This is a genomic window from Micrococcus sp. iso_239, assembly GCF_056173395.1.
Window position 1 is genome coordinate 2,023,820 of record NZ_CM149672.1, and the last position, 14,264, is coordinate 2,038,083.

Annotated in this window: 14 protein-coding genes; 8 read left to right on the forward strand and 6 right to left on the reverse strand. The window is 75.2% G+C overall.

Annotation, left to right across the window (positions count from 1 at the left end; genetic code table 11):
- Positions 1-33 precede the first annotated feature (33 nt).
- From AC0VX2_RS09430 to purD, 3 genes are all read right to left on the reverse strand, one after another.
- Complete coding sequence (locus AC0VX2_RS09430) at positions 34-1,089, reverse strand: hypothetical protein (protein ID WP_069941148.1); 1,056 nt, start codon at positions 1,087-1,089, stop codon at positions 34-36.
- A 178-nt stretch (positions 1,090-1,267) separates the two neighbouring features.
- Positions 1,268-2,215, reverse strand: a complete 948-nt coding sequence (locus AC0VX2_RS09435; protein WP_070708987.1) for a phosphoribosylaminoimidazolesuccinocarboxamide synthase — start codon at positions 2,213-2,215, stop codon at positions 1,268-1,270.
- On the reverse strand, positions 2,212-3,501 hold the full coding sequence (gene purD / locus AC0VX2_RS09440; protein WP_049146825.1) for a phosphoribosylamine--glycine ligase: 1,290 nt from the start codon (positions 3,499-3,501) through the stop codon (positions 2,212-2,214). The genes AC0VX2_RS09435 and purD overlap by 4 nt, the downstream gene beginning before the upstream one ends.
- Before the next feature lie 62 nt (positions 3,502-3,563).
- Between purD and AC0VX2_RS09445 the strand changes: the two genes are divergently transcribed.
- A complete protein-coding gene (locus AC0VX2_RS09445) occupies positions 3,564-3,833 on the forward strand; it encodes a hypothetical protein (protein ID WP_020624424.1) in 270 nt (89 codons plus the stop codon).
- A 42-nt stretch (positions 3,834-3,875) separates the two neighbouring features.
- Here the strand turns inward: AC0VX2_RS09445 and AC0VX2_RS09450 are convergent, their stop codons facing one another.
- Both AC0VX2_RS09450 and AC0VX2_RS09455 read right to left on the reverse strand, forming a co-directional pair.
- Positions 3,876-4,505, reverse strand: a complete 630-nt coding sequence (locus tag AC0VX2_RS09450) for a response regulator (RefSeq protein ID WP_060973807.1) — start codon at positions 4,503-4,505, stop codon at positions 3,876-3,878.
- Positions 4,502-5,872: a sensor histidine kinase gene (locus AC0VX2_RS09455; RefSeq protein ID WP_119217828.1), complete on the reverse strand. Its 1,371-nt coding sequence runs from the start codon at positions 5,870-5,872 to the stop codon at positions 4,502-4,504. The genes AC0VX2_RS09450 and AC0VX2_RS09455 overlap by 4 nt, the downstream gene beginning before the upstream one ends.
- A gap of 202 nt (positions 5,873-6,074) precedes the next feature.
- Here AC0VX2_RS09455 and AC0VX2_RS09460 point away from each other — a divergent pair, with 202 nt between their 5' ends.
- From AC0VX2_RS09460 to purM, 7 genes are all read left to right on the forward strand, one after another.
- A complete protein-coding gene (locus tag AC0VX2_RS09460; RefSeq protein ID WP_049146829.1) occupies positions 6,075-7,226 on the forward strand; it encodes an ABC transporter permease in 1,152 nt (383 codons plus the stop codon).
- Between the two features lie 79 nt (positions 7,227-7,305).
- On the forward strand, positions 7,306-8,103 hold the full coding sequence (locus AC0VX2_RS09465) for an ABC transporter ATP-binding protein (RefSeq protein WP_041103971.1): 798 nt from the start codon (positions 7,306-7,308) through the stop codon (positions 8,101-8,103).
- An 81-nt stretch (positions 8,104-8,184) separates the two neighbouring features.
- Positions 8,185-9,258 (forward strand): asparaginase, encoded by a 1,074-nt coding sequence (locus tag AC0VX2_RS09470; RefSeq protein WP_049146831.1) that lies wholly within the window; start codon positions 8,185-8,187, stop codon positions 9,256-9,258.
- The gene (locus AC0VX2_RS09475; RefSeq protein WP_036314253.1) at positions 9,255-9,656 is read left to right on the forward strand and encodes a sterol carrier family protein; all 402 of its coding nucleotides are present in this window, start codon (positions 9,255-9,257) and stop codon (positions 9,654-9,656) included. The genes AC0VX2_RS09470 and AC0VX2_RS09475 overlap by 4 nt, the downstream gene beginning before the upstream one ends.
- Before the next feature lie 283 nt (positions 9,657-9,939).
- Positions 9,940-10,347 (forward strand): hypothetical protein, encoded by a 408-nt coding sequence (locus AC0VX2_RS09480; protein ID WP_044658862.1) that lies wholly within the window; start codon positions 9,940-9,942, stop codon positions 10,345-10,347.
- A complete protein-coding gene (purF, locus tag AC0VX2_RS09485; protein ID WP_036314249.1) occupies positions 10,344-11,957 on the forward strand; it encodes an amidophosphoribosyltransferase in 1,614 nt (537 codons plus the stop codon). The genes AC0VX2_RS09480 and purF overlap by 4 nt, the downstream gene beginning before the upstream one ends.
- Positions 11,954-13,111, forward strand: a complete 1,158-nt coding sequence (purM, locus tag AC0VX2_RS09490) for a phosphoribosylformylglycinamidine cyclo-ligase (RefSeq protein WP_036314247.1) — start codon at positions 11,954-11,956, stop codon at positions 13,109-13,111. The genes purF and purM overlap by 4 nt, the downstream gene beginning before the upstream one ends.
- Positions 13,112-13,242: 131 nt before the next feature.
- On the opposite strand, the gene AC0VX2_RS09495 is transcribed toward purM, so the two are convergent.
- Positions 13,243-14,232 (reverse strand): type IV toxin-antitoxin system AbiEi family antitoxin domain-containing protein, encoded by a 990-nt coding sequence (locus AC0VX2_RS09495; protein ID WP_070709099.1) that lies wholly within the window; start codon positions 14,230-14,232, stop codon positions 13,243-13,245.
- Positions 14,233-14,264 lie beyond the last annotated feature (32 nt).

The following is a 14,264-nucleotide window of genomic DNA, read 5'->3' on the forward strand; positions in this document are numbered from 1 at the left end:
CCGGGCCGGGCACTTTCGAACGTGAGAGAGGGCCTATCCCACGTTCGAAAGTGCCCATTCGCCCGATTTCACGTTCGAAAGTCCTGCGGCGGGGGCGGGAGCGGAGATGGTGGAGGTCGCCCGCGCGGCCCGGTCGTGGCGGACGACGGCGGCCACCACGGTCCGGAAGTCCTCGGCCAGGTCGGCGCCCATCACCGTGATGGACAGGTGGCCGGCCTCCTGCCAGAGACGGTCCCGCCGTGCGTCGCGTCGCTGCTGCTCCGGCGTGCGATGGTGGCCGCCGTCGTAGTGGAGGGCCACGCGGGACCGTTCGACCACCATGTCCGCGTCGGTCCGCTCCCCCGCCGGTGAGACCAGCTGCGCCTGCAGGCGCGGCTCGGGGAGGCCGGCGTCGAGGAGCGCCAGCCGCAGTCGCGTCTCGGGAGGCGAGTCCGCCCCCACCCGGATCAGCGCCAGCGCGGCCCGAGCCACCCGCACGCCCTTGAACCGGCCCGCCCGCTCCAGCGCCGCGGAGAGCCGCGACGCCGTCGTGCGCGGCGGGAGTCGGGACCCGTCCACCCACGGACGGTTCACGAGCGCGTCCCCCGCGACGACGGCGTCCGCCACCTGATCCGGCCGCAGCAGGGAGCAGAGGTCCACCCACGTCCGCTCGAGCGAGGTGACCGGGACCCCGTGCACCTCCACGCGGTCCTCGGCCGGCACCGTGCGTCCGTGGCAGGCGACGCCCGCGCGCCCCGTCCGACCCGTGCGGTGCGGCCGGCTCACGTGCACCCGTGTGTCCTCCTCGGCCCACCACGGCAGGACGAGCCCGTGCAGCCGCGCCGCCGTCAGATGCGAGGCGACCCCACGGGTCAGAGCCACCACGACAGCGGCCTCCTCCGGCGGCAGGGCCGCCACGGGGCGGGGGTATCCGAGCGCGGCCCACGACCCCGGCACGTCGACGACCGCGCGGTGTGCCCCGTGGGTGACCTGGCGCAGGTCGAGGCTGCGCAGCCGGTCGGAGGAGAGGGAGAGGCGGTCCAGGGCTTCGCGCCGGGTGAAGACGCGGCCGGCGAGGGCTGGCGGAAGGGGTGCGGGGCGGCGTGGCATGCGGCCAGGATGCGGGCGCCGTCGTCGTGGGCGGGCGTCCGACCCCCTCCTGTGCGGGGCCGGGCCCCTGTGCAGGAGCCGCCCCGCCCCGCCCCTCCCCGGACTTTCGAACGTGAAATCGGGCGAATGGGGACTTTCGAACGTGAGAGAGGACATATCTCACGTTCGAAAGTCCGGGTCAGGCGTCGAAGGGGCGGCCCGTCAGGCGCTCGTACGCCTCCACGTAGCGGTCGCGCGTCTTGGCCACGACGTCGGCGGGCAGCTCCGGCGGGGCCTCCCCGCTGGTCTTGTCCCAGCCGGAGTCGGGGCCCGTGAGCCAGTCGCGGACGAACTGCTTGTCGAAGCTCGCCTGGGGGCGGCCGGGCTCGTAGTCCTCGGCGTCCCAGAACCGGGAGGAGTCCGGGGTGAGGACCTCGTCGCCCAGCACCACCTGGCCGGTGGCCGGGTCCACGCCGAACTCGACCTTCGTGTCCGCCAGGATGATGCCGGCCTCGCGGGCGATCGCCTCGGCGCGGGCGTACAGGTCCAGGGTGAGGAACCGCAGGCGCTCGGCGGCCTCGGTGCCCACGCGCTCGACCATCTGCTCGAACGTGATGTTCTCGTCGTGCTCGCCGACCTCGGCCTTCGCGGACGGCGTGAAGATCGGCGGGTCGACCCGCGAGCCGTCCACGAGCCCGGCGGGCAGCGGCAGGCCGGCCACCGTGCCCGACGCGCGGTACTCGGCCAGGCCGGAGCCGGTCAGGTAGCCGCGGGCGATGCACTCCACGGGGAACATGTCCAGGCGCTTGACGACCATCGCCCGCCCGGCCACGGCCGCGGGCACGTCCGTGCCCACCACGTGGTGCTCGACCGGCTCGGCGTGGGCCCCGTTGTAGCCCTCGGCCAGCTTCTCGAACCACCACAGGGTCAGCCGGGTGAGGATGGTGCCCTTGTCCGGGATCGGCGGCTCCAGCACGTGGTCGTAGGCGCTGATCCGGTCGGAGGCCACCACGAGCAGCGTCGCGGACCGTCCCGGCTCGGCGTCAGCGGGCTCGTACAGGTCCCGCACCTTGCCCGAGTAGACGTGCCGCCAGCCCGGCAGCTCGAGGGCCTCGGCCCCCGTGAACCCCACGCGCTCCCCGCTCACTTCGCTCCCTCCGTCCCCGGCACGGTGATCTCGCCGCGCTCGGCCTTGAGTCCGATGTCCGTGCGCCACTGGGCGCCGTCGAACCGGATGCGCTCGACGCCCGCGTAGGCGCGCTCGCGCGCTTGGGCCAGGTCCGCCCCGCGCCCGACGACGGCCAGCACCCGGCCGCCCGCCGTCACCACGTCCTCACCGGACACCGCGGTGCCCGCGTGGATCACGTGCACGCCCTCGAGGCCGGCCGCGTCGGCCAGCCCGGTGATCACGTCGCCCGTCGAGGAGGAGGCCGGGTAGCCGGCCGAGGCCATGACCACGTCCACGGCGACGTCGTCGCTCCACTCGAGTCGACGGTCCGCGCCGAGCCGGCCGGCCGCGGCGTCGGCGAGCAGCCCGCCCAGGGGCGTCTCGAGGCGGGCGAGCACGGCCTGGGTCTCGGGGTCGCCGAAGCGCACGTTGAACTCGATGACCTCCACGCCCTCGGCGGTCACGGCCAGGCCGCAGAACAGCACGCCCGTGAACGGGGTGCCGCGGCGGGCCATCTCGGCGAGCACGGGGCGGGCCACGCGGTCCATGACCTCGTCCGTGAAGCCCTCGGGCAGCCACGGCAGCGGCGTGTACGCGCCCATGCCGCCGGTGTTGGGGCCGGCGTCGCCGTCGTGGATGCGCTTGAAGTCCTGGGCGGGGGTGAGGGCGACGGCGGCCTCGCCGTCGCAGATCACGAAGAGGGAGACCTCGGGGCCGTCCAGGAAGTCCTCGATCACCACGGTGCCGCCGGCGGCGAAGCAGGCCTCGGCGTGGGCGAGGGCCTCGGCGCGGTCGGAGGTGACCACGACGCCCTTGCCCGCGGCCAGACCGTCGTCCTTGACGACGTGCGGGGCGCCGAACTCGTCGAGGGCGGCGGCGGCCTCCGCGGCGGTGGTGCACACGCGGGAGCCGGCGGTGGGCACGCCCGCGGCGGCCATGACCTCCTTGGCGAAGGCCTTGGACGCCTCGAGCTGCGCGGCGGCCTGCGAGGGGCCGAACACGGCGAACCCGGCCTCGCGCAGGGCGTCGGAGACGCCGGCGGCCAGCGGGGCCTCGGGTCCGACGACGACGAGGTCGGCCCCCAGCTCGCGCGCGAGCTCCACGACGGCGGCCGGGTTGGTGGCCTCGACGGCGTGGAGGGTGGCGAGGTCGGCCATGCCGGCGTTGCCGGGCGCCGCGTGGAGGGCGCTGACCTGCGGATCACGGGAGAGGGCGGTGAGCAGCGCGTGTTCGCGGCCGCCGTTGCCGAGCACAAGGGTCTTCACGAGCCTCAAGCCTACGCGGTGGCCCTGGCCCGGCCCGGCCCGTGGCCCCTACGGTGGAGCGCATGACGATGCCTCCCCTCCACCACGGTCAGCCCGGCGACGACGGCGACCCCCGTGACCCCCGCCACCGGCCCGGCGCGGGGCTGGGACCCGGGCTGCGCTCGGCCTGGACGTTCGTCGGCGTGATGTTCACGTGCGCCCTGATCGTCTTCTGGACGCTGCGGGGGCTCGGCGTCCAGCGCGGCGACCTCAGCCTGCCCGCCGCGCTCGGCGTGCTGGCGCTGGCGGCCGTCGCCGCGGCGGTGATCACCCGGTACGTGCGGCGCCGCTGAGCGGGGCTGGGCCCTCCAGGGTCGGCCGCCCCGGCCTGTCCGTCAGCGGATGATGCGCCGTCGCCGGGCCTCGTCGACGGCGCGGGTGCGGTTGTCCACGCCGAGCTTCTGGAAGATGTGCACCAGGTGCGTCTTCACGGTGGCCTCGGAGATGAACAGCTCCTTCGCGGCCACCTTGTTCGTGGCGCCCCGCGCGATCAGCTCGAGCAGCTGGATCTCCCGCTCGGACAGCACCTCGGAGCCGCCGGACATGCGCCCCATCAGCGTGGCCGCGACCTGCGGGGCCAGCGCCTTGCGTCCCGCCGCCGCCTGCCGCACCGCCGAGGCGATCTCCTCGCTCGGGGCGTCCTTGAGCAGGTAGCCGGCGGCGCCCGCGTTCACGGCCGCGAGGATGTCCGCCTCCGTGTCGAAGGTCGTCAGGATCAGCACCTGCACCCCCGGCCACCGCTCCCGCACGGCGCGGGTGGCGGTCACGCCGTCCATGCCCGCACCCATCTGCAGGTCCATCAGCACGACGTCCACCGCGGGCTCGCCCGCCTCCAGGACGCCGATCGCCTCCGCCCCGTCGGCGGCCTCGGCCACCACGGTCAGGTCCGGGTGCGCCTCGACGACGGCCCGCACCCCCGCCCGGACCACGGGGTGGTCGTCCACCAGCATCACGCGCACGCTCATGCGGTCTCCTCGCTCTCGGTCTGCTCGGGATCAGCGCTCCGGCCGGCCCCGGCGGCGACCAGCGGCACCCGCAGCGCCACCACGGTGCCCTCGCCGGGGGCCGACTCGACGGTGGCCTCGCCGCCCACCGCCGCGAGGCGCTCGCGCACGCTCGCCAGTCCCACGCCGGTCCCCACCCCCAGGTCGGCACCGGCGGCTCCGGCCCGGGCGCGGGCCGCGACGACGGCCGGGTCGAACCCCGCGCCGTCGTCGGCCACGTCCACCGTCAGCTCGTCGCCGAGGTAGCCCAGCGTGACGCGGGCGCGATGGGCGCCCGCGTGGGCGCCGACGTTCGCCAGGGAGGCCTGCACGGCTCGCAGCACGGCGGTCTCCACGGCCTCGGCGACCGCGACCGGCTCGCCCACGACCTCGACGTCCGCGGCCACGGGTGTCCCGGCGGCGGCCTGCCGGTCGGCGAACCCGGTGACCGCTCGTTCGAGCGCCTCGATGAGGGACGGCGCCCCGGTGCCGCGCAGGTCGCGGACGAAGCGGCGGGACTCGGCGAGGTTCTCGGCGGCCGTGGCGCGCACGGTCTCCATGCGCTGCCGGGCGAGGGCGGGGTCGGCGGCGTCGAGCGCGTCCTGGGCCGCGCGCGAGACCAGCACGATCGAGGCCAGCCCCTGGGTGAGGGTGTCGTGGATCTCGCGGGCGAGCCGCTCCCGCTCGGCGCTCACCCCCGCCCGGTGCTCGGTGCGCGCGAGCTCGGCCTGCGCGGCGCGCAGCTGCTCGGCCACGGCACGCTGGCGCTCGGACTCGGCGTGCAGGGCGCGGTACGCCCCGGAGAGCACCACGGCCACGGCGGCGCCCACCAGCGGACCGATCACGGCCGGCACCCGCACGCCACCGGCGCCCGCCGCCATCCCGGCCACCACGACGACGGCCATCGCCACCACCAGCGCGGGCCCGACCACGTGGCGCACCCACGCCTGCCGGGCCACCCGGTCGACCACGTGCAGGACGACGAAGAAGAGGGGGAAGGCGACCCACGCGAAGTCGCCGTGGTGGGCCACGAGCAGGCCCCACAGCAGCAGCACCAGGGCCAGCCAGGCGACCGCCGGACCGCGGCCGACGTCGTCGCCCCGGGCCCACCGGCGCCGCTCCAGCACGGTCCCGGCCAGGTAGACGCCCGCCAGCGCGGCGGTCAGCAGCACCAGGGTGGTGGCCGGGAACGGACCGGAGGACGCCTCCGGGGACCGGTCCGCGAGCGCGCGCGCCAGCCCCACGGTGAGCAGCGCGGCGAACGTGACGTGCAGGGCCACGCGCAGGCCGGCGAGCACGGCAGTGGTGCCGGTCTCGGTGGGCGCGGCGGCGCGGGGTGCGACGGACATGGCTCCACCCTAGGGCGCACCCCGGACGCGACGACGGCCCGCGGCCCCGGGGCCGCGCCGCCCCGGGGCCGCGCCGCCCCGTCGCCGGAATCAACCATTCGGTTGACCGGGTCCAGCCGCCGCGGGCGATGTGGCGACCCCTGCCCGCGCGAGACCGTGGAGGCAACCTCAGGACAGACCTCTCCAGGAAAGGACGCGCCCCGTGTTCCTCGCACTCCGCGACCTCCGCTTCGCCACCGGACGGTTCGCCCTCATGGGCTCCGTGGTGGCCCTCATCAGCCTGCTGCTCGTCATGCTCTCCGGCCTCACGGCCGGCCTGGGCGGGCAGAACACCGCCGCGATCGACCGCCTCGGCGAGCAGGGCGTGCAGCGTCTGGTCTTCGGCGGCGCGGCGGGCCAGGAGCCCACCGCGTCGTTCACCCAGTCCGAGTTCACCGTGGCCCAGCGCGACGCGTGGGCGGCCACGGACGGCGTGGCCTCCGTCGAGCCGCTCGGTGTGAGCCAGGGCCGGGCCATCGGCCTCGAGCACCCCGTGGACACGGACCCGCAGGGCCGCGCGGACGTGTCCGGCGAGCCCACCACCGGCGTGGCCACCACCGCGTTCATCGGTCTCACCCCGGGCGGCTCCGACGCGCCGGCCGGCGTCGAGCCCGGGCAGATCGTGCTCAGCCAGGACGTGGCCGACTCCCTCCACGCGCAGGAGGGTGACGCCGTCGCGGTCTCCGGCTTCGTCTACACCGTGGCCGACGTCGTGCCGACCGAGTACTACTCCCACTCCCCCGTGACGTGGCTGGCGCTCGAGGACTGGAACGCCATCTCGCACACCGCCGACGACGCGGTGCTCGGCACCGCCGGCCTGGTGCGCTTCGACGCCGGCGCCGACGTCGACGCCGTGGCCGCCGCCGGTGACGACGCCGCGGGCACCGTCGCCGAGACCGTGAAGGGCTCCTACGCCGCCCTGCCCAGCTACCGGTCCGAGAACGGCTCCCTGATGACCATGCAGGGCTTCCTGTACGGCATCTCGGCGCTCGTGGTGATCGCGTTCCTGTCCATCTGGACGGTGCAGCGCACCCGCGACATCGCGGTGCTCAAGGCCCTCGGCGGCTCGAACGGCTGGGTGCTGAAGGACTCGCTCGCGCAGGCCGCGTTCGTGCTCGTCGGGGGCGTGGCCGTGGGCACCGGGCTGGCCGCCGTGGTCGGCGCGTTCGCGGGGCGGGCCGTCCCGTTCGAGCTCTCGTGGGCCACCACCGCGGTGCCCGCCGCCGGGGTCCTCGTGCTCGGCATGCTCGCCGCCGTCGTCGCGGTCTACCGCGTCACCCGGATCGACCCGCTGGTCGCCCTCGGCGGCAACTGACCGCCCCGACGACGGCGCCGCCCGGCGCCGTCGTCCCCCTCGGCTCCGCCTCGCCCCCGCCTGGAGAAAGGACCTCCCCATGACCACCCTCACCGCCCCGCAGGCCGACCTCGACGCCCTCCGCACCCCGGCCGCCGCGGCCGCCCACCGCGTCGCCGGCGAGCGCCCCGCCGCCGCGGCCGACGCCACCCCCGCGCTGTCCGTGCGCGACCTCGTGCTGGAGTACCCGGACGGCGAGCGCGGCGTGCTGCGCGCCCTGGACGAGGTGAGCCTGGACCTGCTCCCCGGCACGTTCACCGCGATGGTCGGCCCGTCCGGCTCGGGCAAGTCCTCCCTGCTGGCGGTGGCCGCGGGCCTGGTGACGCCCACCTCCGGCTGCGTGTCCGTGGCCGGCCGCGAGATGGCCGGGCTGTCCCGGAAGGAGCGCACCGCGCTGCGCGGCCAGGAGATCGGCATGATCTTCCAGCAGCCCAACCTCATCCCGTCCCTCACGGCGGCCGAGCAGCTGGAGCTGACCGTGCACCTGGACCGTGACGCCACCCGCGCCGACCGCAGGGCCGCCAAGGCGCGGGCCCTGGAGCTGCTCGAGCGTGTGGACCTGGCCGACCAGGCCGGCAAGCGCCCGCACCAGCTCTCGGGCGGTCAGCGGCAGCGCGTGAACATCGTGCGCGCGCTGATGGCCTCGCCGACGCTGCTGCTCGTGGACGAGCCCACCTCCGCGCTGGACCGCGAGCGCTCGGCCGCCGTCGTGGACCTGCTGGGCACGCTGACCCGCGAGGAGCAGGTGGCGACGCTCATGGTCACGCACGACCACGAGTTCCTCTCCGCCACGGACCGCACCCTGACCATGGTGGACGGGCGGCTCTCCGCGGAGTGAGCCGGTGATGCCGCCGGACCTGACCCGGCCCACCGGCCCCGGACGCCCGGCGCGTCTGGGGCCCTCGCTACCCTGGACCGCATGACCCACGCCACCGTCGCCCCCGCGGGCGAGACCTTCGCCCTGTCCGACGCCGTCGAGCTCGTGGAGACCGTCCGCAACGGCTTCGTCGAGTCCCGCACGGCGGGCGCCGCCGTCGTGACCGGCCCCGACGGGCGGGTGCTGGCCGGGCTCGGCCCCGCAGACGCGCTGATCTACCCGCGCTCCACGCTGAAGCCGTTCCAGGCCATCGCGTCGCTGCGCCACGGGGCGGCGCTGGCAGGTGAGGCCCTGTCCATCGCGTGCGGCTCGCACCGGGGCACGCTCCGGCACCAGGCGCTGGCCGAGCGCATGCTCGCGGACGCCGGCCTCGACGCGTCCGCCCTGCGGTGTCCGCCGGCCTGGCCCGCGGACACCTCCGAGGTCGTGGCCCAGGTCCGCCGCGACGGCGAGGCCGCCGCCGCGACCCCGCTGGCCTTCAACTGCTCCGGCAAGCACGCCGGCTTCCTCGCGGCCTGCGCGGCATCCGGGCACGACGTCGCCACGTACCTCGACCCGGCGCACCCCCTGCAGCGCGAGGTGGACGCGGTGATCGCCGAATACTGCGGCGAGCCGGTGGCCCACACCGGTGTGGACGGCTGCGGCGCCCCCGCCGCCGTCATCTCGCTGGCGGGCCTGGCCCGCGGCATCGGGCGGGTCGCCGCGGCACCCGGCCGCGCCGACGCGGACCCGCACGCGGCCGCCGTCGCCACCGCGATGCTCGAGCACCCGTGGGCCGTCCACGGGGAGACGAGCTCCAACACCGTGGTGATGCGCGAGCTCGGCCTGCTCGCCAAGGCGGGCGCGGACGGCGTGCTCGTCATGGCCGCGCCGGACGGCACGGCCGTGGCCGTCAAGGCGCTCGACGGCGGCACGCGGGCCGGCGACCTGGTCGCGCTCGCGCTGCTGGCCCGGTTCGCCCCGGACCACGTGGACCGGGCGACGCTGCCGGGCGTGCTGGCCGCCGTCGTGCCCCCGGTGCTCGGCCGGGGTGAGCCGGTCGGTGAGATCCGCCTGGCCGCGCCGGTGCGGGACCTCGTGGGGGACGTCCTGCCGGCCTTCGAGGCGCGGGCGTGACCACCGGCTCCGTGCCCCGCCGCCGGGTGCCTGTCGTCGAGGGCCACGCGGCGCTGCTGGCGTGGGCACGCGCCCACGAGGAGGACCCCGCGGCGGCCGCCGCGCTGCCGCGCCCCACGCGGGCGACGGCGGTGCGCTTCGCGCTCGAGGAGCTGGCGACCCGCGTGCCCGGGAACTCGGTGGAGGTGCGCGTGCCGCCCTTCGGCGTCGCCCAGTGCCTCCCCGGGCCCCGGCACACACGCGGCACCCCGCCCAACGTCGTGGAGATGGACGCCGTGACATGGCTGTCCCTGGCCACGGGGCTGACGACCTGGGAGGACGCGACGGCGGCCGGCGGCGTGCGCGCCTCGGGCGTGCGGGCCGACCTCGGCGCGCACCTGCCGCTCGTGCGGCCGTGAGCGAGGGGTGTCCGGCAGTCCTCTCGGCGGCACCGACCGTTCGAACGTCGGCACCGTTCCTCGTCGCGGGATGCAGCTCTGCCGATCCCGCCCCGGACACCGCGGCGAAGGCACAGCTCGCCCGTGCCTGCGGGCAGGTCGTGCTCCCGCTGGAGGAGTATCAGGCCGCGGTCGACGAGCTCAACGTCACGCAACGCGCCGGCCAGAGCGTGCTCCGGGAGTGCCGCCACCGCCGCGGGCACGCGCGACTGGCCCCAGCGGCCGACTCGATAGACTGGCGCGCATGACCTCCGCCCCCGAGCCGACCCCCGATCAGCGCGCCTACACCGTCCGTCGCGCCCCGCGGCTGACCGCGGTGCTCGCGGTGGCGCTCGCGCTCGGCCTGCTGATCGCACTCGTGATTACCACCGCGGTCCACGCCTCCCCCACCCCGCCCGCGGACCCGTACTCCGGCATCCCGCTCTCCTTCTCGGAGACGTTCGGCTTCGCATCGCTGCTGAGCATGCTCGGCACGAGCGTGCTCGGGCTGCTCGTGTGGCTGCTGCTGGACCGCCGCTCCCGGTCGACCGCGCGCACCGTGGTCCTCGAGCGCACCGACGACCCGGCCGTGGCGGACGTCCGCCTGGACCGTGTGGACGCGGGTGCCCCGCCCGCCCGCACCACCCCCACCGAAAGGACCCCCGAGCAGTGATCGCACCGCGCACCCGACGAGGCGACGGCCGCCTGACCGCCGCCCTCGACCCCCAGGACCAGGGGCCGCAGGACGAATGCGGCGTGTTCGGCGTGTGGGCGCCGGGAGAGGAGGTCGCGAAGCTGGCCTACTACGGCCTGTACGCCCTCCAGCACCGCGGCCAGGAGTCCGCGGGCATCGCCGTCTCGGACGGCGGGCGCATCGCCGTCTACAAGGACATCGGCCTGGTCTCCCAGGTGTTCGACGAGGCCACCCTGACCGCGCTGAGCGGCCACATCGCCGTCGGCCACTGCCGCTACTCCACCACCGGCGTGAACAAGTGGGCCAACGCCCAGCCCACCCTGGGCGCCACCGCCGACGACGGCACGGTCGCCCTGGCGCACAACGGCAACCTCGTGAACTCCGCGGAGCTGCTGCGCATGGTGCACGCCGCGGACGGCCGCCACACCCACGGTGAGATGAAGCAGGGCAACACCACGGACACCGCTCTGGTCACGGCCCTGCTGCACGGGGCCCCCGGGGACCGCCTCGAGGAGACCGCCCTCGAGCTGCTGCCGAAGATCCGCGGCGCCTACTGCTTCGTGTTCATGGACGAGCACACCCTCTACGCCGCCCGCGACCCGCAGGGTGTGCGCCCGCTCGTGCTCGGCCGCCTCGAGCGGGGCTGGGTGGTGGCCTCCGAGCAGTCGGCCCTCGCCACCGTCGGCGCCTCCTTCATTCGGGAGGTCGAGCCCGGCGAGATGATCGCGATCGACGAGGAGGGCATCCGCTCCACCCGCTTCGCCGAGTCCAAGCCGGCCGGCTGCGTGTTCGAGTACGTCTACCTCGCCCGGCCGGACGCCACGATCGCCGGGCGCTCCGTGTACGAGTCCCGCGTGGAGATGGGCCGCCGCCTCGCGCTCGAGCAGCCGGTCGAGGCCGACGTCGTGATCCCCGTGCCCGAGTCCGGCACGCCCGCCGCCGTGGGCTACGCGGACGCCTCGGGCCTGCCGTTCCGCCAGGGGTTCGTGAAGAACGCGTACGTGGGCCGCACCTTCATCCAGCCGTCCCAGACGCTGCGCCAGCTCGGCATCCGCCTCAAGCTCAACGTCGAGTCCACCGTGGTGGCCGGCAAGCGCGTCGTGGTGGTGGACGACTCGATCGTGCGGGGCAACACCCAGCGCGCCGTCGTGCGGATGCTCAAGGAGGCCGGCGCCGCCGAGGTGCACGTGAAGATCTCCTCCCCGCCCGTGAAGTGGCCCTGCTTCTACGGCATCGACTTCGCCACCCGCGCCGAGCTCATCGCCAACGGCGCCGCGGTGGACCAGATCGCCGCATCCATCGGCGCCGACTCGCTGGCCTACATCAGCGAGAAGGGCATGATCGAGGCCACCGGGCAGCCGCGCGAGCGCCTGTGCACCGCCTGCTTCACCGGCGACTACCCGATCCCGCTGGCCGACGAGGGCGAACGCGGCAAGGGCCTGTTGGAGCCGGTCGCCGTGTCGCCCGCGTCCACCGTGGTGTTGGACGAGGACGGCGAGACCACCACCGTGACCGCCACGGGCTGCGAGCCCGGCCCGGACGCCGACGACGAGAAGCTGCTCACCGAGACGGACAGGACCCCGCTGTGACCCCGAACCAGACCCCCTCCTCCGCCGCCCCGATCACCTACGCCTCGGCCGGCGTCGACGTGGAGGCCGGCGACCGCGCCGTCGAGCTGATGAAGGACGCCGTGAAGGCCACCCACACCCCCGAGGTCATGGGCGGCATCGGCGGCTTCGCCGGCATGTGGGACGCCTCCGCGCTGCTGCAGTACCGCAAGCCGCTGCTGACCACGTCCACGGACGGCGTCGGCACCAAGGTGGCGATCGCGCAGGCGATGGACAAGCACGACACCATCGGCCAGGACCTCGTGGGCATGGTCGTGGACGACATCGTGGTGGTCGGTGCCCAGCCCCTGTTCATGACCGACTACATCGCGTGCGGCAAGGTCGTGCCCGAGCGCATCGCGGACATCGTGCGCGGCGTGGCCGAGGGCTGCCGCCTGGCCGACACCGCGCTCGTGGGCGGCGAGACCGCCGAGCACCCGGGCCTGCTGGCCGCAGACGAGTACGACGTGGCGGGCGCGGCCACCGGCGTGGTCGAGGCGGACATGGTCCTGGGCGCGGAGCGGGTGCAGTCCGGCGACGTCGTGATCGGCATGGCCTCCTCCGGCATCCACTCGAACGGCTACTCGCTCGTGCGCCGCGTGGTGAACGCCGCGGGCTGGTCCCTGGACCGCGAGGTCACCGAGCTCGGCTGCACCCTCGGCGAGGAGCTGCTCGTGCCGACCCGCATCTACTCCCGCGCCTGCCTCGACCTGGTGCAGCGCCTCAACGGCCACGAGGGCGGCTCGGACCTGCCGGTGCGCGCGTTCAGCCACGTGACCGGCGGCGGCCTGGCCGCGAACCTGGCGCGCGTGCTCCCGCAGGGCCTCATGGCGACCGTCGAGCGCGACACCTGGTCCCTGCCGCCCGTGTTCCGCCTGGTGGGCGAGCTCGGCCGCGTTCCGCAGTCCGACCTCGAGCGCACCCTCAACCTCGGCGTGGGCATGGTGGCCGTGGTGGACCCGGAGGTGGCCGCGAAGTCGATCTCCGTGCTCGTGGACGCCGGCATCGACGCGTGGGAGATGGGCACCATCGGCGCCCTCACCGACGACGCGGCGGCCGCAGGCCTGGACTTCGTGCAGGGCGCCAAGGGCGTCGACGGCGGCGCCGTGCTGATGCGCGGCCAGTACGCCGCCTGACCCCCACGGAGCGTTTTCGTTCGGGAAACGGCGGGCTCCGGAGCGTTTTCGTTCGGGAAACGGCGGGCTCCGGAGCGTTTTCGTTCGGGAAACGGCGGCCTCCGGGGCGTTTTCGTTCGGGAAACGGCGGTTCACGACGCGAAGATCCGCCCGCCGAGCCGGGTCCGGTGCGTCTGCACCTCGGCGACGACGCGCCGGAAGTCGTCCCGCGCGTCGTCCACCGTGGCCCAGATCTGCGTCCAGCCCGCGCGCGCCCATCCCTCGTCTCGCCACGCGTCCACGGCGACCTGTGCCGGGTCGAGGTGGTGACCGCCGTCGTAGTGGACCACCATGCGCCACTGCCGCCACCCCAGATCCGCGTCCGGCGACCGCGCCCGGCCCGGGTGCAGCACCAGCTGGAGCTCCGGCTCGGGCAGGCCGGCGTGGAGCAGGGCCAGGCGCAGGGCTGTCTCCTGTGGGGAGTCCGCGCCCACCCGCATCAGCTCGAGGGCGGCACGGGCGGTGCGCACTCCCTTGAACCGCCCGGCACGCAGGAGCGCGGACCGCAAGGCCGCCGTCGTGGTCCGTGGTGAGCGGCGCCCCTCCGGCGACCAGGGCCGGTGGACGAGGGCGTCCCCGGCCACCACGACGGGCTCGAGCATGCCTGGACGGAGCAGTGCGGCCAGATCCGCCCAGGATCGCTCCAGGCTCGTCAGGCGGATCCCGTGGAGGACGGTGACATCCGAAGCTGGGACCAGGCGGGCATGCGAGGTGATCTCCGGTCGGACGCTCGCCCCGCGCGGGTGTGGCCGGGAGACGTGCACGGTGCCGTCCTCCGCCAGGAACGGCGGCAGCGGCACGCGGTGCAGGAGCAACGCTGTGAGGTGGGACGCCACTCCCCCGCTCGCCTCCACGATCGCGACCGTCTCCTCCGGCGCGAAGGGAGCGGGCGCCTCGGCGTAGCCGAGATCCGCCCACGAGCCGAGGTGGTCAGTCCGGAGCCGATGGACCCCATGCGTCACGCGCCGCACGTCACCGCCGCGGACCAGTCGCTCCGAGACCCCGGCCGCGCGCAGGTCGCCACGGGTGAACGGCCGGCCGGTCTCGACGATGTCCGGCAGGGGCAGGGAAGACGTGGCCATGCCCGTGACGATGGCTCAACCCGGCCTAGTCC